The sequence below is a fragment of the Acutalibacter muris genome, assembly GCF_002201475.1.
Lineage (GTDB): Bacteria > Bacillota > Clostridia > Oscillospirales > Acutalibacteraceae > Acutalibacter > Acutalibacter muris.
Genome location: NZ_CP021422.1, coordinates 1,423,761 through 1,444,671, shown reverse-complemented (window position 1 = coordinate 1,444,671; position 20,911 = coordinate 1,423,761). Strand labels below are relative to the sequence as shown.

Below are 20,911 nucleotides of genomic sequence, written 5' to 3'. Positions count from 1 at the left end.
ATCAAATGGCGTTTAATAGTTTGCATAAACTCAATATTTTTTCCTCGGACAGGTCGGGGTAATTTCCCGTGTAAAATCCATAGGAATGAACAAATTCCGCATTTTTAAGTGACGCCGGGTCAAATCCAGGCAGTCGTTCCCGCACAAAAGGCTGCCGCGCCAAATTTCCCCCGCCGGCAGTCCCACGGCGGAACTCCACTCCATTTTCCCGCAGGGCCTCCGTTACCCTTTGGAACATCGCATCATCAGGTTCGCGCAGCAGGAGCACAAAGGCATAGTTGACCGCGCCCTCTATATCAAAATCCGTAAAATATTTTTTGGGGTCCAGGTTATCTAAAAATAGCTTGAAATTTTCGGCACGGCGCTTATTATTGGCGTCCAACCGCTTAATTTGATTAAGGCCAATAACCGCGTTTAATTCCGTGCTGCGCATATTGTATCCCGGCACCAAAAATAGGAATTCCGGGCGCAAATCCGGGTACTGCCGCGCAATATCCGCCTTGAAATTTTCGTCTGTGCTCTCTCTCACCATGCCATGGCTGCGGTATAAACGGCAATATTGGTAAAAGCGGTCATCATTCGTGCATATCATGCCGCCTTCGATCGTGCTCATGTGGTGGGCGTAATAAAAGGAGAAGTTGGAGGCAAGTCCAAAGGTTCCGCACTTTTGGCCGTCCATCATCGCGCCGTGTGACTCGCATACATCCTCAATAAGGGGAATATCTCTTTCCCGCAGCGCTTTCAACAGCGGCCCGCTCAGCCCCTTGAACCCAAGAACATGGGTTAAGAATACGGCGCGGGTTTTATCCGTAATATGCGAGAGTATCTCCTTTTCCTGCATCGCCAGATTCTTTTTCTCTATGTCAACGAAAACCGGCGTATGGCCTGCCGCAAAAACAGAGGCTATATCGCTGCTCCAGGCAATAGGCGGCACAATTACTTCTCCCTCGCCATACAAATCACGTAAAACTGCCATCGTAATATAATTTGCGGAGGAACCGGAGTTGACAAATAAACTGTGCTTCACACCCAGCCATTCACTCCAAACCTGCTCAAATTCCCGAACCTTGGGCCCTTGGGTGAACCGATTGGTTTCTTTAAGGAAAGATATAAGCGCGTTTACATCCTCCTTCTGTATATTGTCGCTCATTAGGGGTATGTTTAGCATTTCTATTTACTCCTTTCCACATTTTCCAAATACCATTCATACTCTCTTTTCAACCCCTCCTCTAATTGGATAGACGGGCCCCAACCCAAAGCGGTGATTTTAGAACTGTCCAATAAGCGGCGCGGCATCCCGTCCGGCTTTGAGGTATCATAGCGAATTTCCCCCTGGTAGCCGACAATACGGCATATTGCTTGTGCCAACGCGCGAATAGATGTGGTTTGACCCATGCCGATATTGATCGTGCCTGCCCCATCAAACTTTTCCATCAAAAATATACATGCAGCCGCAGCGTCATCAATGTGCATAAACTCCCGCTCTGCACCTCCCGTCCCCCAAATCTCCACATAAGGCAGTTGGTTTACTTTAGCCCGGTGAAATCGCTGTATAAGCGAGGGGATCACATGGTTTGTGTTTTCATCAAAGTTATCGTTTTCACCATACACATTTGCCGGAATGCAGCTAATGAAATTGTCGCCATACTGCCGCCTGTAATAATCACATAAGCGCACACCCGCTATCTTTGCAAGGGCATAGCCCTCATTGGTGGGCTCGGGCAGCCCCGTGAGCAGGTAGTCTTCTTTCACCGGCTGGGCAGCCTCCCTGGGGTAGATACAAGATGACCCAAGGTAAAGCAGTTTTTTTACCCGGGCCTTGTGCGCGGCTTTCAGCACGTTGCAAGTAATAAGCAAATTCTCCATAGCAAAGTCTGCCATATAGGCTTTATTTGCCTGTATTCCGCCCACCTTCGCCGCGGCGACATAAACATAGTCTGGGCGTTCCTCCAAAAAGAAGCTTTCTGTTTTTGCTCCGTCGGTCAAATCAAGGTCCTGGTGAGAGACAGTTAGTATATTTTCGTGCCCTCTCTGTCTTAAGGAACGTACCAGGGCAGAACCGAATAAGCCGCTGTGTCCTGCAACATAAATTTTGGCATTTTTACCGTAGGGATTCATACGCTCGTTTTACCTCCTCTCCTTTCGGCATATATCCATGCATAAGCGGTTTGTCCACCAGGTACTCCAGCCCCTTCCCTTTTTTCGTGTTGGCAATGATACACTGGGGTTTTTCATGCTTACGCTCAGAGGCCTCTGTAAGTGTCTCATATATCTGCTCTACGTCATGTCCGTCTATCTCATAAACGTCCCAGTTGCAGCTTAGCCACTTGTCCTTAAAAGGTTCCAATTTCAGCATATGCTCTGTGAAATCCGAGCACCCCAGTGAATTCCTGTCCACAAGGGTAATCAAGTTGTCCAGTTCATTATGGCCCGCAAAATTCATGGCCTCCCAAATAGAGCCCTCATAGCACTCCGCATCGCCAACGACACAGTAGACTTTCCAATCTGCCCCCTGCAACTTGGCTCCCTTTGCCATACCTGCGGCCAACCCTAGCCCTATACCCAGAGAACCGCCATAAAAATCAAACCCCGGGTAATACAATCTGCGAAGCTTTTGATTTGATTCCCCCACCCGGATCGTTTTTTCCAATTCTCCTTTTGAAAAGTAGCCCAAATCCTCAAAGATTGGAAACAGCATCCCCACGCCGTGGCCTTTGCTCACCACCATCTTGTCAAAGTCCTCCGACTCTTCCCCGGCCGGGGCAACGCGCATAATTTCATTGTAGAGCACCGCCGCAATTTCTGTCCAGGAAAACGCAGTCGTTAAGTGTCCGTACCCTAACCCGGTAAAAATTTCTAAAAACCTTTTTCTGTATTGATATGCTTTTTCCTCAAGTGCCTCTATGCTATGCTTCATAATGGTTATCCTTATTAAAATTTGTTTCCGTTAACCGACCATTTCTCGAATTGCTTTTTCTATACTCGCTTCAGATAAGCCCTGTTCCTCCCGAACATATTCCCTGCTGATAAATTTGTCATAATAACCATTTTTAAACTGAAGGCCCAGCCGTTTTACCGGCTTAACCATTTGATTATCAGATAGCAGTTCCAGTATATATGAACCCATTCCTCCGGCAAGTACATTTTCTTCAATCGTTATAATCTTTTTGGCCGCCTGCAAATGCGTTACCAGCTGGGCGGTCTCCGCCGGTAAAGAAAACAGGTCAATAAGCTGTATCTTTCCCTCCTCCTGTGTAAACTTGTCTATCCTCCTTCGTATAGTTGAAACAAAGCCTCCAAAGGTCACGATACACAAATTCCCAGGTTCTCCATATGTGGTAAAGCCCCGGTCAAAATCAAGGTCCCGTTCAGCATAAAATCTCTCCTTGACCGCCTTATCAAAACGGATATACCGTGGATAGGCGCATACAGAAACCTCTTTTGCCAATTTTTCAGCCATACACACGTCGGACGGATTAAACAGCCGGATATTTGACAGCGTCCTTACCATGCCCATATCTTCAATGGGCATATGAGTATAGCCCGCCACGGCAGAACACAGCCCCGCGTTAAGGCCGCAGAGTGTTACCGGGATTTTCAGCTCTGCAAGCAGAGAACGTATTTGGTCAAAGGCCCGTGTAATGGGAAACGGATTCAAGCCATAGGCAACAACCCTAACTCCAGTTAACGAGAGGCCGGCCGCAACAGATATCAGGCTCTGCTCCGCTATGCCAACGCTAATATATCTCTCCGGGTAATACTTACGAAAATCGTCCAGGCTCGGCGCGCCCAGATCAGAGGTGATTACGATGATGTTTTCGCCTTGGGTGACCTGCTGAAAAATTTGGTTGAAAAAGGCGTCCCTAGCTGAAAGCATAATTTTTCCCTCCACAAAGTTTCCGCTGTTTTGAACCGCAAAATATGTTCATGGTACGAGTCGTTTTCCCAGACTGTTATACATTGAAAAAAACTGTTGGGCCTGAGTAGTTAAGGTACTGATTTTATAATCGCATAATGGGTCTGAGCTGTTGCACTTAGGGCAAATCTTGTAATCAAATTCCAGCTTCGGGTCAAGCCAGCCAGCCACCTGAGAAAAAGAACTTTCCGCATTACGAATCATTCCATTGCACATACTTAACAGCTGCATATCAATGTAATTATTCGGCTCAACATTACCGGTGACATAGGTCGTTGACGCCGCCAAATTAAATCCACATAATTCGGCGTTCTCTTTGCACCAAGCTATATCATCTGAAAAAATGAAGAAATTTGCGTCCGGATACCCCTCCAATACCTGCCTGCAGGCTGTTTGGTATTGATCCGCTGATATATCCCAGCTTGTGTCCAAGAAGCCTGTTCTTCGAACATGGATACCCACGGAATAGGAATTGTTAATCATATCCGCGTATTCGATATTTTGCTGCTCCTGCAGGGGTGGGAAGCGGAGCTCCTGCCGATTCTCTTCAGCATAGGCGTCAAACCATTTTCTACTGGCCCATTCCGCGTGGTAGTAAACATTCTCATAAGGCAAATCAATGTATTCGGGATGAAAGCCCAGGTGCTCTCCCTCGGCCAAAATCGTTTTGCCGGAGAACCTGGCCTGGTCAATGTACAAACGTCCCTCAAAAAGCACTATTGGCGTTCCCATATCTAACAAGGTCTGCGGTAGTATTACCCCACGCTTTCTCTGTTCAACAATCTTTTCCCAAGTCCTTCCGTCGAAAAAGTCGCTTAACAAATTCAGACGAGCGCCAAAGAGCCTCTCCATTTCATAGCCATTGTGGTCCTTGTGCGTATAGAAATAGGAATCGTCGAACCACCATTCCGAGCCTGGGCGGTACCTTTCGGCAAACCTCACAAAAAGGTAATGGCGAATTTGGTTTGCCAGTCCTCCGGCCAATATTTGTATTTTCACTTCATTTATCCCCTTTTCTCAAAGCCCTTCACAAATTCCTCCACCGTCAGGAGGGGTTTCTCAAAGCCTAACGCTTTCAAGTCCTTAAACCAATACCCGCCCTTGAAGAAGTCAATAATGACCATGGCGTCCGCCATATCCGGCCTGAACTCCTGCTTTGCAACCTTTGTGAACTCCCCGTCGCAATCCTCCGGCACCCAAGTCAGCTGGAAAACCTCCGCTCCTGTCTTCTTCAGCAGCCTTGCAAAGTCCAGAGAAAATTCATTCTTTCCATAAAATCCAATCCGCTTCGCACCTAAAGCGTCTACACACTTTTTCAGGTATTCTACCGGCGAAAGCCCCTCTTTATTGTTATAAATTTTGGACAGAATCTTTCGGTAAATTTCCTCCTGCTTTAAGGGGTGCGGCATAGCCTCCCTGATATTGTGACAACCCCAGTCGTAAACCTTGGGGTCGTTCCAGCAATCGTCCGCCAGAATTTTGAGATACTCCTTGTGATAAGGGTGCATGGGATTGAGAATGTTCTTAAACCAGTAGGTTTCCTCCTCCATCTTCCACCATTTATACAAGGGCTTCATCACGATTCTATCCACCGCGTATTCATCAGACTTTGCAAACGCATGGATGTAATCCGGCACCTCCCAGAAATTGCACTCCTGCACCACCATGGTCACATCAAGTTGATCAATTTCCCCGCTTCGACGCAAATCGCTGAGAAATCGCAGGTTTTTCTTGACGCGCTCCATATGGTCAAATCCGCCTGACAGATACCTATATACTTCTCTCCGTAAGCTGTTCAAAGTCACTGTAACTGAAATATGGTATCTCCCTAAATGCGAAAATTTCCTCCAATGCTCCTCGTCAAACAGAATACCGTTCGTTTCAAATTCAAGCTTGAAGTCCTCACGCTCCGGCCGCAAATCCTTCAAAAATTCAATGAAGCTTGGGTTCGCCAAAAATTCCCCGCCGCCATTCATGCTTATTGTTTGCAGCTTATTTGCAAAAGGCAGGAAACGCTTGAGTGCGCCGTCAATTTTCTCCCTTTCCCCCTTCTCTGGACAATAGATAGTTTTACGGCAGCTGGTACAGGCAATATTGCAAATGTGATCATTCGCAATATTCACCTCCAACGGAAGTTCTGTAGGCACAGCTTGCCGCGCTATCTCCTCCTCCGACAAATCTAGCAGCTCTCCCCTTTCGCAATAAGGGCAGGACGTTTCCCTGCAAAACGCAAAAGAGCCGTTTGTAATTGACTGCCGCGCCTTGTCGGCCGCCTCGCTATGCCATATCTCGTCAATATCCTGCTCATATAAATTGCCGATCGTATAATGCATCCATCCGCAGGGCCACACCTCACCCTTATCCCCAAAATAGGCATACGTAAACGGTTTATTACAAAATTTCATGTTATATCACTCCTCTAATCAAAATATCAAGCAAGTCTCCTGCCGCATTTATTTCGCCGGTCTGCCGGACGTGGACTGCCCCCGCCATTTTCGGATTCCATGCCTGTCCATCAGCCAATCTATAACCTCCTCCAAGGTAACAATGGTCCCCGCAAATTCCTTTTGGGCTATGGCGGCCTTCTCGGCGGTTTCATTTAAATCGCATACTGCCAGGCAGTCCGCCGGCGGCAGCTTATCTTCTCCCAGCCGGTAGACAAGCAGACTTTCATGCACAGAACCCAGGTAGTCTGCCTCCACGCCATAGACTGCTGAAATTTCCTTCTCTTCTATCAATTCCTCCAACAGATAGCGTCCTTCCCGTCCCATTCCGAGTACCGCCGCCGATTGTAAGTTGTGCCCGGTGAAATATTCGCTGAGCCGAACGCCCTCCTGCTTCAGTTTCAACAGATTATAAAGAAGTTCGCCCTCATGACGGGAGGCCGCACCCTCCTTCTTCTGTTTCCGACATTTTTCCAGCCAGACCTTTTTGACAAGCTTTCCGCCTGTTACAGCGCCAATCGCCGCTCCGAACAGCAGTGCCGCCAGATTTAATTTTCTCATACCGTCACTCCATTTCTATCAGGGCCTTCAGCACATACCAGCTATATTTTAGGGGCTGATGGCTCTTACCTATCATCTCGGCTAAATACTGTAACCTCTGCAGGCTGGGCTCACGCACGCACTCCTCCACAAACCGGGCAAACCGAAAGGCATTGCGCTTACCAAGGTGCTTTCCCCTGGGCAGCTTCATATGTTTGCGCGCCCAAGTCTCTAAGTTGCAGGGGTACATGAACATATCGTAGTTTCGGTAAATATTTGCGTGGTGAATAGAAAACCAGTTATTTTCTCCCTTTTTATCCACAAAGCGATAGGCGGATAAAACTTCGTTGCTGCAATAATACGGGCCTCTGTGAAGGAGCAGCAGGGCTTCCGTCTTGTCAGTCACCATCGGGTGGACCTTGTATAGAATGTCGTACTCCTCCGGCTTCATCTCCCGATAGATATTGCGGGCCATAACGGTCCCCTCCTGCCCGGGGAGCTGCCAACTGTCCAGCAGATCCTCCAGCGTAAAGGTCCTTTTGTTCCATGCGATATGACAGCTGCGCTCATAATCAGGCTTACCGTTCTCATCTACGATCAGACACTTACTGCAATGGGCCGCATACTCCGGGTGGCTCTCCAAAAAATCAAACTGCTTTTGCAGCTTATGGCTGTCCAGCCAGAAATCGTCGCCCTCTAAAACAGCAATATATTTCCCTTTGGAACGTCGGAGCAGATCAAAAAAATTGTAGCTGGCGCCAACATTCTTTTCTCTTAATATCAACTGGAGGACCTCCGGATTTTCCTTCGCGTAGCTTTTGAGAATATCCGGCGTACCGTCCGTTGAGGCATCATCTCCCGCCAAAATCTCATACTTCAGATTCGTTTCCTGCATAAGGATACTGTCTATTGCCTGGGAAACATAATTCTCTTGACAATATGTCAGGACAATTATACTTACATCTATTTGCCGCTCTGATTTAAGCTTCTGCATCTTGTCTGCCCCCATACATCTTAGCGTAATACTCCTGATATTCCCCGGAAACGATGTCCCTCCACCACTCCCGGTTGTCCAGATACCACCGAAGCGTTTGCCGCATACCCTCCTCAAACTTTGTCTGCGGCAGCCACCCCAATTCCCGGTGAATCTTTGCCGGATCAATCGCATACCGCTGGTCATGGCCTTTGCGGTCGGCCACATAAGAAATCAATTCCTCCGATTTATCCAGCTCTGTAAGAATCCACCTGACAACGTCTATATTTCGCCGCTCGTTATGCCCGCCCACATTATATATTTCGCCGGCCTTGCCTTCCTGCAAAATCAGCTCAATGGCCCGGCAGTGGTCCTCTACATACAGCCAGTCCCGCACGTTGCAGCCATCGCCATAAACAGGCAGCGGCTCGTCCTTCAGCGCGTTAATAATCATCAACGGGATAAACTTTTCCGGGAACTGATACGGTCCAAAATTATTAGAGCAGCGGGATATCGTGGCCGGCAGACGGTACGTTCGCACATAGGATTGTACAAGCAGGTCCGCCGCAGCCTTTGACGCGCTGTACGGCGAACTGGTATGCAGCGGCGTCTCCTCCGTAAAGAACAGCTCCGGCCTGTCCCGCGGCAAATCGCCATAGACCTCGTCGGTTGACACCTGATGATACCGCTTTACGCCAAATTCACGGCACGCGTCCAACAGCGTTGCCGTGCCAAGAAAATTAGTGTGCAAAAACGCCTCCGGACCTGTGATAGAACGGTCCACATGGGACTCTGCGGCAAAGTTTACTACATAGCTCGGAGACTCTGCCCGGAACAGGTCAAATACCGTCTTTTTGTCGCAGATATCACCCTTTACAAAGTGAAAATTTGGTTTGTCCATCACTGATTTCAGGGTGGATAAATTCCCGGCATAGGTTAATTTATCCAGGCAAACAATCCTGTCGTCACAATGGTTTTTCCTCCAATAAAAGATAAAATTTGCTCCGATGAATCCGGCGCCGCCTGTCACCAAAATGGTCATATATTTCTCCCCTTTAATTTGTTTTCAGAATAAATCCGTCCTATACCGCAAAAAGAGTTAATCCCTGAGGAATACCGATTGTATATCGAAAAAACAATTTATAGTCCCCCCGCATTTCACGAAGTTTAAATATCACCGCGCGCATCACTTTTTCATCAAAACCGATCCGAATGATGAGCTTGGGCTTTTCCGTATCAATAAGGTTTGTCATACCTTCTAAAACCTCAATAACAGAGAAGGGGAAATTGATCTTTACAATGCTTACCGGCGTTTCCAGCTGAAGCTCCCTGAGCAGGCTATCAATACGTACAGCGGGATATTCTATAAAGCTGTCCGCCTCGTCAACCACTCCGCCCATCTCGCCTGTTCCGCTGAATTTGACCGTCCTGTCCTCATTAAACGCGCAGACAGCTTGTGCATATACCTTTTCCCACCCGTTTTCCGCAATGGTCTTGCAAAGCTCACGATAATTATCCTCCTCCGGCTCCAATGCAATAATATTACCGTATCTGCCCTGCACCGCCTCAACAAATTCTTCTATGGTCTTTCCTTCGCAGGTCCCGACGTCCAGGAGAGTTTCCTTGTCCTGCAGCTTAAGTAAATCATTGCGGTAAAACCCCTCCCCCAGGTAATGGGGAAACATAAAATCCGCACAATCGTTTATTCTACAATTCAAATATGAGATCAGGCACTGCCGGGAAAACTCGTCCGCCAGCAGATGAAATATATTCATATATTCCTCCGAATGTTCCTCCACATACTCGGCGGGAAGCACCTCCCAGTTGCCATAGGCGCAGCTACCAAGGCAATAAATATTAGCAACACTGCAATCTGCCTTTAGCTTTGCAACGCCGTCCGGATAATTGGCATAGCCTAAAATCACACTGAAGCGTCCGTATTTTCTTTCCGCCTCCTCAATTTGATAAACAGGCTTTTCACAGAAGCTTGACGCTTCGGCTTGGATATTTATCAGGAAGCCCTCCACTTCAATGTTATAATTATCGCAGTACAAAAGAACGTCCAGAGCATGTGCTCCGGCCCCAAAGATAAAAATAGGATTGGGGTCGGCCTTAATCTTTAAAAACTGCGGTTCGATATTACGGTTAAGAGCCAATTTCTGCAAAAATTCTTCCTTCATGCCTGCCCCTCCGAGTTTATCACTGTATAATCTCCCAGCATTTTTTTAATTTCCTCCGGCGAATTGAACATCATTACATCGATTATAGATAGATTTGGAACAAATTCGTTGTTAAATTGCGGATATACAATCTCCTTCATTTTCAAATACCTGAGAACAATTCCATTGGCCAAAAATTCCGCCCGATGCGGCTCGTATAAGTCAAATCCTCCAAAGGAGTTGAGGTATTCGGTTCCGCCTAACACTTTGCTAATCTCAATTACCTTCTTATAGCCCTTTAAAGAATTGTCTTTTGCAATCTGCGAGGAAAGCATCAGCTCTGTATGTATTTGAAGATATGCCGCCACAGCCTTAATAGACTCAAAGAGATATCTTGCCAAGTTAGGCTCCTGAGAAAAAATTATTTTTTCCAGAATCGGTTTGACCTGGGCGTAAAAAGGCGCTTTGCTATAATATTCCGATATTGTCTTAAACAGTTTTTTCTGCACTCTTTCATCTGTATTGACACAAATTTGATTTATAAGCTTATTAGGACTTGCCGCAATCAAAATCACGTTAATATTGTGCCTTTTCCCCTTTACCAAAACTGCGTTGCGGTTGATCCAGCCTGATTTAATATAATTAACATCATCATAAACCACATACTTATCAACTGCCTTCATCAACTGCCAATAGCCTAAGTATGGAAAAAAATATGGCTGCATTATCCCAATTTTCATTAAAGTGATCCGTCCTTCTCTATCGGTGCCGACCGGTTACAGTAATTGATATCCTCTTCAGCATATGAACATATCTCTTGCTACTCCACGCAGATGCTCCCCATACGCCGACTTTCCGTACAGCTCCGCGCCCTCAAGCAGCTCTTTTTTGCCAATCCACCTGGCGTAATAAGCAATCTCCTCCGGCGCAGAGATAACTACGCCCTGGCGTTCCTGCACAGCCTGCACAAACACCGCGGCCTCCATTAAACTGCCCACCGTGCCTGTATCCATCCAAGCAAATCCCCTGCCCAAAACCTGGGCCTTCAACCGGTCTCTTTCCAAATAGAGCCGGTTTAAATCTGTAATTTCCAGTTCACCGCGCTCAGAGGGTTTTAACTGTTTTGCCAGACCGCAAACCTGGCTGTCATAGAAGTACAGCCCCGTAATTGCATAGTGTGATTTAGGGTTATCCGGCTTCTCCTCCACGGAGATTACCTGTTGTTCCGGGCCAAGCTCCATCACTCCAAACCGCTTTGGGTCCCGGACATAACAGCCAAAAATTGTGGCGCAGCCTGACTCGGCATTGCTTATCGCCTTTTGCAGATTCGAGGAAAACCACCCGCCATAGAAAATATTATCCCCCAAAATCAGCGCGCAAGGCTCGCCGCCAATAAACTCCTCACCAATAAGAAACGCCTGGGCGATCCCCTCCGGCTTCAACTGCTCGGCATACGAGAGTTGGAGGCCAAACTGACTGCCATCGCCTAAAAGCTCTCTGAACCTGGGCAGGTCCTCCGGCGTTGAAATAAGCAGAATTTCGCGTATCCCTGCCAGCATTAAAGTAGACAGAGGATAATAAATCATCGGCTTATCGTACACCGGCAGCAGCTGTTTTGAAACTACCTTTGTCAGCGGATAAAGCCGTGTGCCAGAGCCACCTGCCAAAATGATTCCCCGCATTTCGCTCGCCTCACTTTTCACATGATACAATAATGTCACAAATCTTATCTGCCGCCTCTACCGGCAAATCCGGGTATAAGGGCAAGGTTATCACCCGCTGGCTGATCCACTTTGCCAGCGGCGTCCGATCAAGGTTAAAACGCCCCTGATAACAGGAAAGCTCACTGGTCAACGGGTAAAAATACTTACGCGCATGGATATCTTCATTTTCCAGTGCCGACAGGATTTTGTCCCGGCCCGCGCCAAAAATTCCCTCATCAAACACGACCGGAAAATATGCGAAATTGGGTGTTACTTCCGGCTGAATCGGGCCTAACTGAACGCCGGGAATGTTTTCTAATCTCTCCCGATAACGTTCTGCAACGCGCCTGCGCTTTGCAATCACCTCATCAATGTGCCGCAGATTGCACAACCCCATAGCCGCCCTAAACTCATCCAGTTTAGCGTTGCTGCCGACTTCGACAGCGTCCTCCTGCCCCTCCAGCCCAAAGTTGCGGAGCCTTGCAAGCTCCCGGCCTAAAAATGCGTCCTTATACGCAACTGCGCCGCCCTCAATCGTGTGGAAAACCTTAGTGGCATGGAAGCTAAAGCAGCTGGCGTCACCGAAATTTCCGATTCCCCGGCCCTTGTACTTTACGCCGAAGGTATGGGCAGCGTCATAGATTACTTTTAGATTGTACTTATTAGCAATTTCCTGAATAGCCTCCACCTCGCAAATATTCCCATACACATGCACCGGCAGGAGCGCCGAAGTCTTCTCAGTAATCAGCGGCTCGATTTTGCTTGCGTCCATAGTAAAATCGGCCGGGTCCACGTCACAGAAAACCGGCTCCAGGCCGCAGCGCACAAGGGCGTGGGTCGTGGAGGCGAAGGTAAAGGGCGTGGTAATAACCTCGCCGGAAAGCTTGAGCGCCTGCAGTGTAAGCTCCAGCGCCATATGGCCATTTGTAAGCAGCTCTATATTGTCTACGTCAAGATATCCGGCAAGCTCCGCCTGAAAGCCCCTATGCTTTTCGCCCATGTTGGTAAGCCAGCGATTATCCCACATATCCCGAATCTCCGCGCAATATTCCTCATATGGCGGCAGACTCGAGCGCGTTACATTGATTTTATCCATTGGCGCACTTCCTCAAAATTGTTATTGTTTCTGCCACTCCAGCCCTTATAGAATATGACGCTCTCCAACCTAAGCCCTTCAATTTTTCAGCGTCCAGCACCGCTCGCTGCGCCTTGGAAAAGCCCTTTTTCTCCATCTCCTCCGGCAGCTCAAACACAACCTCTGTCCCCGCGCTTTCCGCCGCTGTCCGAGCCAAATCTCTCAGCGTAATATCCGACTGCCCGTCCGCCAAATTATACGCCTCTCCCTTTTCCCCCACACACAGCGTCCACAGCATTCCCTTCACCGCGTCAGCCGCGTGCGCGTAGGAATAAAACTGTCTGCCCTCGCTTTTCAGCACGATATTCTCGCCCCGCACAGCCTTCTTAATAAACTGCGCAACCGCCTTCGAGTCCGTCATCTGCATGGTAGGGCCATAACAGCGCGGCAGACGCAGAATCACCGCGTCCACCCCGTGCTCCTCACTATATGCTTGGCACAAAGCCTCGCTGACCCTTTTAGCCTCCGGGTACCCGGCCCGCAGGGTATTACAGTCAATATAACCACAGTAATCCTCGCTGAAGCGCTCCGCATCGCCCCGGTTCCCGCCGTATACCTCCACGCTGGACAGCAGCAAAAACCGTCCGCCCAGCTCTGAAATCCTATCCAGCATATTTCTGGTACCGAGAACATTGGCCATAATCGTGTTGACTGGCTCAGTAGAATACGCTACCGGGTGGGTGGTACTGGCGGCGTGTATCCAAAAGTCAGGTCTCCCCGGAAGCTCCGGCAAGGGTTCGCATACATCGTGCTGTATATAGGTAAGCTCCGGTCTGCCGCTCCACGGCGCAAACCGAGCCTTCGCCCTTTCCAGATTTCGCACCACACCAATAATGGAGCAGCGCCCCTGGTCCGGCCTTTCTTCGTTCCATAGCATAACGGCGTCCACCAGCAGGCTGCCCAGCATACCGGACGCGCCGGTAATCAGTATGGTCTTGCCGGATAACCGGTGCCAAAAGGGAAAGTCCTCACGCAGCTTTTGAAGTATGGCCCGGTACTCGATGATTTCCAGAATACTCATCCTCTCACCTACTTCAGCCACGAGTCTTTATTCATCTTCATATACGCTTTGAAAAGCTCCAGATCGTCCTTGGTGGTCAGCTTAATATTCTTGTCCGAACCCGCCGCAAAATACAGCCGTTCGCCCAGCTCCACCATCAAAGTGTTGGTGTATGTAGACGCCTGAATCCCAATACCCTCGTCAAAAGCCTTCTCATACGCCCACAGCAGCTTCTCATACCGATATGCTTGAGGAGTGGATACCCGGCGGAGCGTGTCGCGGGGTACATACTGTGTCGAGGTTTCCCCGTCCTCCGTTACAAAAATCTGTTCATTATATGGCATGGCGGTCACCGCGTTGCCATGCTTTTTGCACTGGACCAGCACATCCGTCAGCACAAAGTCCTCTACCAGCGGGCGAATGCCGTCATGGATCACGATAATATCCTCCGGGCCGCACTCCTCCCGCAGATGGAACACTCCGTTTCGGAGGGATTCCTGGGCCGTTTCACCCCCGGATATCACCCATTTGAGCTTGTCTATGCCAAACTGCTTGGCATAGGCCCAAAGGATATCGTGCCAGCCCTCCAGGCAGACCACCTCAATAGCGCCTATTTCCGGGTGCTTCTGAAAGCATTCCATGGTGTAAATTATAATGGGTTTGTCGTTTACATTGAGGAATTGCTTGGGTATCTCCTGGCGCATACGATGACCTTTACCGCCGGCGATAATGAGCGCTATATTCATGCCCGTCCCCCCAAACCGAAGAAGGAAACTATTCTGTCAACAATGCTCTCAGGGGTTTCACCCTTATCATTCTCTATGACAATATCCGGCGTTTCCGGCTCGTCCCACGGTAAGTCGACGCCCACCACCTGCTTGACGCCGGTGGTGTAAAGCCCCTTCTGATCCCGCTGCCGCAGGGTATCCATGCTGACTTTTATGTAAACTTCCCTGTAATTTTCGATGTTCGCGCGGTTCCAGTCCCTGATCTCTTTATACATGGAGATACTGCAAACCACAACGTCCCTCCCTTGGTCCGCCAAGTCCCTACAGTCCTCGAACAGCCCCCACGCGCCCTTTTTGCGGGACTCCGTGGAATAATCCCTGTGCCCGGACATAGCGCGCAGTTTATCGCCATCCTTCAACACGGCATTAGGACTGATTTCATGGAGCTTTTGATAAAACAGCCCCCCGATTGTGGTCTTGCCGGCGCCGGCCAGCCCAGTAAAAAAGTAAACAGTTCCCTTCTCCATATTGTCCTCCTAGTAATACAGTGGCCGCTTCCATTTTCTTAATTCCACCGGCTATGACAAAACCGCCAAGGGCCAGTCTACACTCCCGGCATGTGTACCCTGTTTTCCCCATACCCGCCAATTCCTTTACGGGCTCTATCGGCGGCATATACTTCCTCATCTTACAACAAAAGGAATCGGGACGGGCGCATACCCGCCTCAACACCTTTTCGCTCACTGAATTCAGTTTTTATAGAAATGGGTTGGCGAAATTTTACAGAAAACAACTGCAAAATGTCCTAAGAAACAGGAGTAAGCCAGCATAATACGGACCAGCCACATCGCCCCGGTCCAAAGTACCCAATTTTATGCAAAACGACAAACACCTAGACTTTTTCTTCATCTTGCATAATATGTATCGGCTGTACACAAGTAAAAGATAAGGCTTTTTCCGAAAAAAATTACCGTCCGGTGTTAGGAGCCGTATTCATAAGCGTTTGAGCAAGGTGTGAAAATGAGAAATTTTGACCATAGCGTCCATGCGCTCGTTTCGCTACAAACATCCCGCCTTTTGTGTCATGAATATTGGCTGCATGGACTGCAACAGACAGCAAACAACCCAGCACCTCCACTACGATGTGCCGTTTCCTGCCTTTCGTTTTTTCCCACCGTCAATTCCACCTTCCTTACTTGCCGCTGCTGTTTTCACACTCTGGGAATCAATGATCGCGTAGCTTGGACTCTCCTTGCGCTCGGTATTTGTTCGCGTCTTTTTTACAAGATGCTCCGTATTTTATCCCACAACCCGCTGATTCAGACTTGGCGGTAAAAACTGTGTACTATTGAATACGGTGGAAAGTCTTGAGGCAGCTGCCTCCATTTACACCCTGAATCCACCAAATGCAGTACCGCATTTGTCAATTCTCTCTTGCTTCATATACAGTTGCGCACTCCCTCATACAGTGGCTCTATTTCTTACCACTGTTTATCTGGCAAGTCGCTAGGGTACGTCTTTCGCACTTCTTCCATATCCTTATTTTACCATAACTTTATCCTTTTGCGAATACAGGTTCTAAATCTTTGGTATCATCCATCGCCATAACTAACTTTTCTTTAACTTCGGCCTGGGTCTTGCCAAGCACGTTTTTGATAATGCGCTTGTCAGTAGCTGGGCATAGCCTGCGGTGTAACGGCCCTCGAGGTGGTTAGTCGCCGTAATATCCTGCCAAAATATCCTCCAAACTCACCTTACCGCGGGTGCGGCGCACATTATTTATAGCCTCGCGACGCATTTCCTCCACCTGTTCTTATTGCTTTGCCGATTTTTTATTCATCTTTTTTGCGTTTCTCTCTTGACAAAGTCTTAGCCGGCTGCTTGTCTTTCGGCAGGTTTTCTTGAGCCATTTCTGGCTGGATATTCTTCCATAACCTTGCATAATCCTGCGCTCTTCCTGGGAAGGTAGCTGCTCCCCCTCACAAACCGCCACGGTAGTAAGCAATCGCCTTGCCGTTCATATTTGCCGCCCAGTTCCTCAAAAATCGTCTTTGCCATTGTCTATTATCTCCACATTCTTTTTATTTTGAATGTCCGCAAAATCCGTCCTACATCATAAGGACAAGCATCAGAGCCAACAGAAGGACAACTGCACCACGCAAAGCATAGGCAGTCACCAGCCTTCCTCCACGTTTTTTCGCCTTGCTCTGACGGAGGCCTGGCGTTCCTGCACCTTCATGGATCAAAAACCACCTCCTTCCCGTCCGATTTCAGAATCATGGTAACTTTCTCGCCATCATAACCAACAGACAGGGCCGGGTCATTTGAAACCTTCAGACTGTGGGCGCCCTCCCTGCCGCATAGATAAACGCAGTCGGAATCCATGCGGTTGATAAAATACAGCCCCTGCTCTGTCAGGCAGAAGTCGGAGGCAACAACCTTCCGAAATGGCCTTTCCTTGCGGGTCTTGGTGTCATATGCTGTCAGCAAAGAATTTTCGTTGATAAAGTAGATCGTCCGCCCATCAAACGCTATATTCCCCCTGGTGGGAATGTCCAGCACTTGCGTTTGCTGGATCGTCCTGCTCACTTCCGTAATCCCATCATTCGTAATGAAAAAGAGGCTGTCGTTGTTCAAGAAAAAGCCATAGCAGTATTGTAGAAACCTCCAGGTATCCCCCACGTTATAGTCAATTCCCAGCAGAGATCGCCCGCTGTCAGTTATTTTCTCAAAAATAACCTGTTCCTCAAAGGTTTCTGTATCAAGCTGGACGATGGACACCTGGGTAGCTGTGCTGTTGTAGCTGCCGACCCGATCCACATACTGTTCTGTGCGGGAGGCCATATAATAAATGTACGGAGCCTCCATATAGACGGCTTTGACGGCTTCCCCCTCCGAAAAGGCCCCGAACAGCGGAGAGAGGGCCAAATCCGTCAAAATGCCGGTTGCCCGGTTTTCAAGAGCGTAGGTCCGCGTCTGGTCATCGTAGACCACACTGTAAGTCGCACTTTGCGAAGATGAATTGAATATCTCATTTGTGGATTCTGCGACAGAGCAGCCGGACAGCGAGAGCAGTACCAGCAGGCAGAGCGCGGCAGCCCCGCAGCCTCTGACGGATTTTCTTCCAGACTGCCAGCGATTTGTGTTTTGCCGCAGCACCCACCATACCATGAGGGCGCAGCACACAGCGGACAGGCCCAGCAGGGCCAGCAGTTCCTGGGGGGAACGCTCTGAAAAAGTCACGATGGGTTCTCCTGTCAACGAATCCTCCACAGAGGAGGCCCCCTCCAGAAAGCCGGTTGCCAGCAGGAAAGGCAGGGGCATCGGCAAGCGGTAGCAAATCTGTCTGGACAGTCCGATGTACGGTATCAAGGTGGAGGCCACTCCGATCACCACCGTCAAAGCATATTTCTTCACCAAAACGGAAGCAAAGAGCAGCAGGGCGGCGAGATACACCGAGCCAAAACAGCGCAGGACGGTCAGAATCAGATACGCAGCCAGCAAAGAGATATTTTTTGTACTGCCCCCGAAACTGGCGATACTCTGAACAGGGTACTCCCCGTGGGGCAGGCCGTATTTTATACCGAAGAAAGCAAAACGAATCAGGGCCAGCCCTCCGCAGAGAGCGAACACGGCGCAGAGGGTTATCACGACTTTGCTTCTGGCGCTCTTGCGGCTCTGGGGAGCCGTCCGCAAAAGCGCGTCCATCTGGCAGCTATACTCCGAGCAAAAAACCGTAGCTGCCAAAATCAAAATGACAAGGAACAGCGGAAAGTCCAGCGTTTGGGCGGAAAACAGCCCCGCCCAGCCGTTTGTGTTCAAAAAGTAACGATTTCCGGTGTTCTCGCAGATATATAAATACTGCTGATACACAGCTTCAAAGCCATGCTCATGGGCCAAAACCGTATTGACCTCCGCGGTCTGCCGCTCATACTGTTCCGCTGTGATCTGGCCGCTGTAATAGCTTTCCTGGGACCCGGAGCGGGCATAACGGGCCTTTGTGATGGCCTGGGCCTCCTGCTCCAGCCAAGCGGCTTTTTCCTCTGTGTACGCCCCGTCCAGCCGTTCCAGATACCACTCGTATTCCTCACGGTATTCTTCCATCGCGCCGTTCTGCGGCCTGTCGGCTGCGGCCAGCCAAACCGTACTGACCAGGAGCGCGGCCAGGATATAGAGCAGTCCACGCTGGTAAAGCATCAGTTTTTTCCATTCATAAGAGAAAACACTCATTTTGCCCTCCGAACACAGCGGTGACAGTTTTCCGCTGACAGAAAATAGATTGCAGCTGCAAGAACAAGACCCGTAATCAGAGCAAACCATATTGCGGCCTGCCAAGTCAGGACGGGGAATCCGCCCAGGTTTATAAACTCCGTTTTGCCCAGAAGAACACGGTTTGTCAGCAGAGAATAAGGATTCAGCACCTTTGTCCAGAAGAAATTGGAGTAGGCACAGGCGGCTCCGCTGACAATCAGCGCCATACAGAGGGCAAAATTGATGACAAAGGGGAGCAGGGCATTTTTCCAAAACATCGAAACCAACAGCCAGAGCATCCCCATCACCCATGCGCCGGCGCATTTGAGCGCCGCGGACAGGAGGACATACTGAAAAATGCTGAGATTGACGGAGCTTTCCGCAAAGCTCGGAATTGCGAATACCGGCAGGGCCAGCCCTTCCAAAGTCTGAAAGGAGGCCGCAAAGCCAATCAGGTCAAGGAGAGAAAACCACAGCGAGGTCAAGAGCAGAAACAGGGTAGCCGCAAGGATTTTCGCCAGGGCTGTTTTTCTGCCGCCGCCCGGACTTACCAGCAGCAGCATATCCATCTGTGTTTCCCTCTCGCTTACAAAGGTTCCGATGATTCCATATAGACAGAGCAGGAGGGTCAGGACGATGGAAAAATCATAGTTCAGATAGTAATTGCACATTTCCCGGTAGGCAAAGGCAGGGATGGTGCGGCCAGCATAAAGATTATAGATCGCGCCGCTCTCCCTCTGCTGATAGACTGCTCCCCGTTCCCCATAGAGCGCGGCGCTTTGCCGTGCTCTATTTGCCACTTGCTCTGACCGGCCGCTGTACTCATAGAAATACTGCATAGGCTGTACAAAATACTTGTCCAGCAGGTTTCTGTCGCTATACAGGTTCCCGGTCATGGTGTTGGGGTCATCGGTGGCTGTGCTTGCGGTCATATCCGATGTGGCCTCCACAAGAGGCGTATACACGGCCAGCAGGCGCTCCACCTTCTCCCGGGTGATTTTCCCCTGGTATTCCTTATAGAGCTGCCAATGGAGCGTGTGCCAGCAACCCTCTCCGTTCCCGTCTGCCAGATAGGAGTAGGATTTGTATTCGCCGTAGATTTTGAACAGGTTGGCAAGGCTGAACACCACAAAGAGCACCAGAAGGGAGCGTTTACAGAACTGCTTGATAAATTCATATCGTATCAGACGTATCATGGCGCTCCCCCCTGCAATAGTACAAGAACACATCCTCCAGGTTGGGCTGGATAGGCTGTGCGGTCTTAATTGGACCTCCCTCCTCAACAATGCGGAGGGCAAACTGTCCGTCCTCCTGTTTCATGTTGCTGACGCAGTACATATCGGTCAGCAGCGCGGCCTCCTCGGCCCCGGCGGTCACCTTCCACACCTTGCCCTCAATGTTCTGCTCCAGCGCGGCGGGCGTTCCCTGCATGAGCAGCGTCCCCTGTTTCAGCAGCAGGATTTCCCGCGCGATGCACTCAACATCGGAAACGATGTGGGTTGCCAGCAGGATTGTCCGGCCCTGGGCAAACCGGGAGATCAGGTTCCTAAACCGTATTCTCTCGCTGGGGTCAAGACCGGCGGTGGGCTCGTCCAGAATCAAAATTTTGGGGTCGGACAGCATGGCCTGTACAATGCCGACGCGCTGGCGCATACCGCCGGAGAGCGCGCCGATCTTCTTGTCCTGTGCGTCCGTCAGGTTTACCGTGGCCAGCAGCTCCGAAACTCGGGTCTGCGCTTCATGGGTCGAAATTTCTTTCAGCGCACACATATAGAACAGAAAACCCTTGACGGTAAAATCACGATAGAAGATAGGATACTGCGGCATATAGCCGATTTGGGACAGGAACGCTTTGCCCAGCGTCCTCACATCCTGGCCGTCCACCCGGATCGTGCCGCTGTCCCCGCGCAGGAGGCCCACAAAGGTATTGATGAGCGTGGTTTTTCCGGCCCCGTTTTCACCCAGCAGGCCGTACACGCCCTCGCTCAAGATGGCGGTAAAGTTTTTCAGGGCATACTTGTTTTTGTATCGCTTAGATACGCTTTCAAATGTGATTTCCATG

21 protein-coding genes are annotated in these 20,911 nt (G+C 49.6%); all 21 read right to left on the bottom strand.

Annotation, left to right across the window (positions count from 1 at the left end):
• Nucleotide 1: 1 nt before the first annotated feature.
• The 21 genes from ADH66_RS07385 to ADH66_RS07285 all read right to left on the bottom strand — a co-directional run bounded on the left by ADH66_RS07385 (nucleotide 2) and on the right by ADH66_RS07285 (nucleotide 20,910).
• Nucleotides 2-1,168: a DegT/DnrJ/EryC1/StrS family aminotransferase gene (locus tag ADH66_RS07385; protein WP_066533918.1), complete on the bottom strand. Its 1,167-nt coding sequence runs from the start codon at nucleotides 1,166-1,168 to the stop codon at nucleotides 2-4.
• A gap of 2 nt (nucleotides 1,169-1,170) precedes the next feature.
• On the bottom strand, nucleotides 1,171-2,118 hold the full coding sequence (locus ADH66_RS07380) for a GDP-L-fucose synthase family protein (RefSeq protein WP_066533920.1): 948 nt from the start codon (nucleotides 2,116-2,118) through the stop codon (nucleotides 1,171-1,173).
• Complete coding sequence (locus ADH66_RS07375) at nucleotides 2,102-2,917, bottom strand: thiamine pyrophosphate-dependent enzyme (protein ID WP_066533922.1); 816 nt, start codon at nucleotides 2,915-2,917, stop codon at nucleotides 2,102-2,104. The genes ADH66_RS07380 and ADH66_RS07375 overlap by 17 nt, the downstream gene beginning before the upstream one ends.
• A gap of 30 nt (nucleotides 2,918-2,947) precedes the next feature.
• Nucleotides 2,948-3,877 carry a transketolase family protein gene (locus tag ADH66_RS07370; protein ID WP_066533929.1) on the bottom strand — a complete coding sequence of 310 codons (930 nt, stop codon included), beginning with the start codon at nucleotides 3,875-3,877 and terminating at the stop codon, nucleotides 2,948-2,950.
• 48 nt (nucleotides 3,878-3,925) lie between these two features.
• A complete protein-coding gene (locus ADH66_RS07365; RefSeq protein ID WP_066533931.1) occupies nucleotides 3,926-4,915 on the bottom strand; it encodes an alpha-1,2-fucosyltransferase in 990 nt (329 codons plus the stop codon).
• A 5-nt stretch (nucleotides 4,916-4,920) separates the two neighbouring features.
• A complete protein-coding gene (locus tag ADH66_RS07360) occupies nucleotides 4,921-6,321 on the bottom strand; it encodes a radical SAM/SPASM domain-containing protein (protein WP_066533933.1) in 1,401 nt (466 codons plus the stop codon).
• A 48-nt stretch (nucleotides 6,322-6,369) separates the two neighbouring features.
• Nucleotides 6,370-6,921 carry a hypothetical protein gene (locus ADH66_RS07355; RefSeq protein WP_066533934.1) on the bottom strand — a complete coding sequence of 184 codons (552 nt, stop codon included), beginning with the start codon at nucleotides 6,919-6,921 and terminating at the stop codon, nucleotides 6,370-6,372.
• 4 nt (nucleotides 6,922-6,925) lie between these two features.
• Nucleotides 6,926-7,894: a glycosyltransferase gene (locus tag ADH66_RS07350; RefSeq protein ID WP_066533935.1), complete on the bottom strand. Its 969-nt coding sequence runs from the start codon at nucleotides 7,892-7,894 to the stop codon at nucleotides 6,926-6,928.
• On the bottom strand, nucleotides 7,881-8,915 hold the full coding sequence (gene rfbB / locus ADH66_RS07345; RefSeq protein ID WP_066533938.1) for a dTDP-glucose 4,6-dehydratase: 1,035 nt from the start codon (nucleotides 8,913-8,915) through the stop codon (nucleotides 7,881-7,883). The genes ADH66_RS07350 and rfbB overlap by 14 nt, the downstream gene beginning before the upstream one ends.
• Before the next feature lie 40 nt (nucleotides 8,916-8,955).
• Nucleotides 8,956-10,053, bottom strand: a complete 1,098-nt coding sequence (locus tag ADH66_RS07340) for a class I SAM-dependent methyltransferase (protein ID WP_066533939.1) — start codon at nucleotides 10,051-10,053, stop codon at nucleotides 8,956-8,958.
• Nucleotides 10,050-10,772, bottom strand: a complete 723-nt coding sequence (locus ADH66_RS07335; RefSeq protein ID WP_066533940.1) for a WbqC family protein — start codon at nucleotides 10,770-10,772, stop codon at nucleotides 10,050-10,052. Before ADH66_RS07335 ends, ADH66_RS07340 begins: the two co-directional genes overlap by 4 nt.
• 57 nt (nucleotides 10,773-10,829) lie before the next feature.
• Nucleotides 10,830-11,714, bottom strand: a complete 885-nt coding sequence (gene rfbA / locus ADH66_RS07330) for a glucose-1-phosphate thymidylyltransferase RfbA (RefSeq protein WP_066533941.1) — start codon at nucleotides 11,712-11,714, stop codon at nucleotides 10,830-10,832.
• Nucleotides 11,715-11,724: 10 nt separating this feature from the next.
• The gene (locus ADH66_RS07325) at nucleotides 11,725-12,831 is read right to left on the bottom strand and encodes a DegT/DnrJ/EryC1/StrS family aminotransferase (protein ID WP_066533942.1); all 1,107 of its coding nucleotides are present in this window, start codon (nucleotides 12,829-12,831) and stop codon (nucleotides 11,725-11,727) included.
• Nucleotides 12,824-13,912 (bottom strand): NAD-dependent epimerase/dehydratase family protein, encoded by a 1,089-nt coding sequence (locus ADH66_RS07320; RefSeq protein WP_236757214.1) that lies wholly within the window; start codon nucleotides 13,910-13,912, stop codon nucleotides 12,824-12,826. The genes ADH66_RS07325 and ADH66_RS07320 overlap by 8 nt, the downstream gene beginning before the upstream one ends.
• On the bottom strand, nucleotides 13,900-14,616 hold the full coding sequence (locus ADH66_RS07315) for an IspD/TarI family cytidylyltransferase (protein ID WP_066533944.1): 717 nt from the start codon (nucleotides 14,614-14,616) through the stop codon (nucleotides 13,900-13,902). Before ADH66_RS07315 ends, ADH66_RS07320 begins: the two co-directional genes overlap by 13 nt.
• Complete coding sequence (locus ADH66_RS07310) at nucleotides 14,613-15,125, bottom strand: adenylyl-sulfate kinase (RefSeq protein ID WP_066533946.1); 513 nt, start codon at nucleotides 15,123-15,125, stop codon at nucleotides 14,613-14,615. Before ADH66_RS07310 ends, ADH66_RS07315 begins: the two co-directional genes overlap by 4 nt.
• Before the next feature lie 792 nt (nucleotides 15,126-15,917).
• Nucleotides 15,918-16,025, bottom strand: a complete 108-nt coding sequence (locus ADH66_RS21680; protein ID WP_084384175.1) for a transposase — start codon at nucleotides 16,023-16,025, stop codon at nucleotides 15,918-15,920.
• A 442-nt stretch (nucleotides 16,026-16,467) separates the two neighbouring features.
• Entirely contained in the window at nucleotides 16,468-16,656 is a 189-nt protein-coding gene (locus ADH66_RS20525; protein ID WP_201448070.1) for a hypothetical protein, read from the bottom strand.
• Between the two features lie 177 nt (nucleotides 16,657-16,833).
• Nucleotides 16,834-18,795 carry an ABC-2 transporter permease gene (locus tag ADH66_RS07295; protein WP_207653050.1) on the bottom strand — a complete coding sequence of 654 codons (1,962 nt, stop codon included), beginning with the start codon at nucleotides 18,793-18,795 and terminating at the stop codon, nucleotides 16,834-16,836.
• A gap of 29 nt (nucleotides 18,796-18,824) precedes the next feature.
• Entirely contained in the window at nucleotides 18,825-20,045 is a 1,221-nt protein-coding gene (locus tag ADH66_RS07290) for a hypothetical protein (protein ID WP_066533948.1), read from the bottom strand.
• Nucleotides 20,023-20,910 carry an ABC transporter ATP-binding protein gene (locus ADH66_RS07285; RefSeq protein ID WP_066533951.1) on the bottom strand — a complete coding sequence of 296 codons (888 nt, stop codon included), beginning with the start codon at nucleotides 20,908-20,910 and terminating at the stop codon, nucleotides 20,023-20,025. The genes ADH66_RS07290 and ADH66_RS07285 overlap by 23 nt, the downstream gene beginning before the upstream one ends.
• Between the last annotated feature and the right edge of the window lies 1 nt (nucleotide 20,911).

Excerpts from the sequence above, each read along its gene's own strand:
- ADH66_RS07385 (WP_066533918.1), bottom strand. The coding sequence starts at position 1,168 with ATGCTAAACATACCCCTAATGAGCGACAATATACAGAAGGAGGATGTA.
- ADH66_RS07380 (WP_066533920.1), bottom strand. The coding sequence starts at position 2,118 with ATGAATCCCTACGGTAAAAATGCCAAAATTTATGTTGCAGGACACAGC.
- ADH66_RS07375 (WP_066533922.1), bottom strand. The coding sequence starts at position 2,917 with ATGAAGCATAGCATAGAGGCACTTGAGGAAAAAGCATATCAATACAGA.
- ADH66_RS07370 (WP_066533929.1), bottom strand. The coding sequence starts at position 3,877 with ATGCTTTCAGCTAGGGACGCCTTTTTCAACCAAATTTTTCAGCAGGTC.
- ADH66_RS07360 (WP_066533933.1), bottom strand. The coding sequence starts at position 6,321 with ATGAAATTTTGTAATAAACCGTTTACGTATGCCTATTTTGGGGATAAG.
- ADH66_RS07355 (WP_066533934.1), bottom strand. The coding sequence starts at position 6,921 with ATGAGAAAATTAAATCTGGCGGCACTGCTGTTCGGAGCGGCGATTGGC.
- ADH66_RS07350 (WP_066533935.1), bottom strand. The coding sequence starts at position 7,894 with ATGCAGAAGCTTAAATCAGAGCGGCAAATAGATGTAAGTATAATTGTC.
- rfbB (WP_066533938.1), bottom strand. The coding sequence starts at position 8,915 with ATGACCATTTTGGTGACAGGCGGCGCCGGATTCATCGGAGCAAATTTT.
- ADH66_RS07340 (WP_066533939.1), bottom strand. The coding sequence starts at position 10,053 with ATGAAGGAAGAATTTTTGCAGAAATTGGCTCTTAACCGTAATATCGAA.
- ADH66_RS07335 (WP_066533940.1), bottom strand. The coding sequence starts at position 10,772 with ATGAAAATTGGGATAATGCAGCCATATTTTTTTCCATACTTAGGCTAT.
- rfbA (WP_066533941.1), bottom strand. The coding sequence starts at position 11,714 with ATGCGGGGAATCATTTTGGCAGGTGGCTCTGGCACACGGCTTTATCCG.
- ADH66_RS07325 (WP_066533942.1), bottom strand. The coding sequence starts at position 12,831 with ATGGATAAAATCAATGTAACGCGCTCGAGTCTGCCGCCATATGAGGAA.
- ADH66_RS07315 (WP_066533944.1), bottom strand. The coding sequence starts at position 14,616 with ATGAATATAGCGCTCATTATCGCCGGCGGTAAAGGTCATCGTATGCGC.
- ADH66_RS07310 (WP_066533946.1), bottom strand. The coding sequence starts at position 15,125 with ATGGAGAAGGGAACTGTTTACTTTTTTACTGGGCTGGCCGGCGCCGGC.
- ADH66_RS20525 (WP_201448070.1), bottom strand. The coding sequence starts at position 16,656 with ATGGCAAAGACGATTTTTGAGGAACTGGGCGGCAAATATGAACGGCAA.
- ADH66_RS07295 (WP_207653050.1), bottom strand. The coding sequence starts at position 18,795 with ATGCTTTACCAGCGTGGACTGCTCTATATCCTGGCCGCGCTCCTGGTC.
- ADH66_RS07290 (WP_066533948.1), bottom strand. The coding sequence starts at position 20,045 with ATGATACGTCTGATACGATATGAATTTATCAAGCAGTTCTGTAAACGC.
- ADH66_RS07285 (WP_066533951.1), bottom strand. The coding sequence starts at position 20,910 with ATGGAAATCACATTTGAAAGCGTATCTAAGCGATACAAAAACAAGTAT.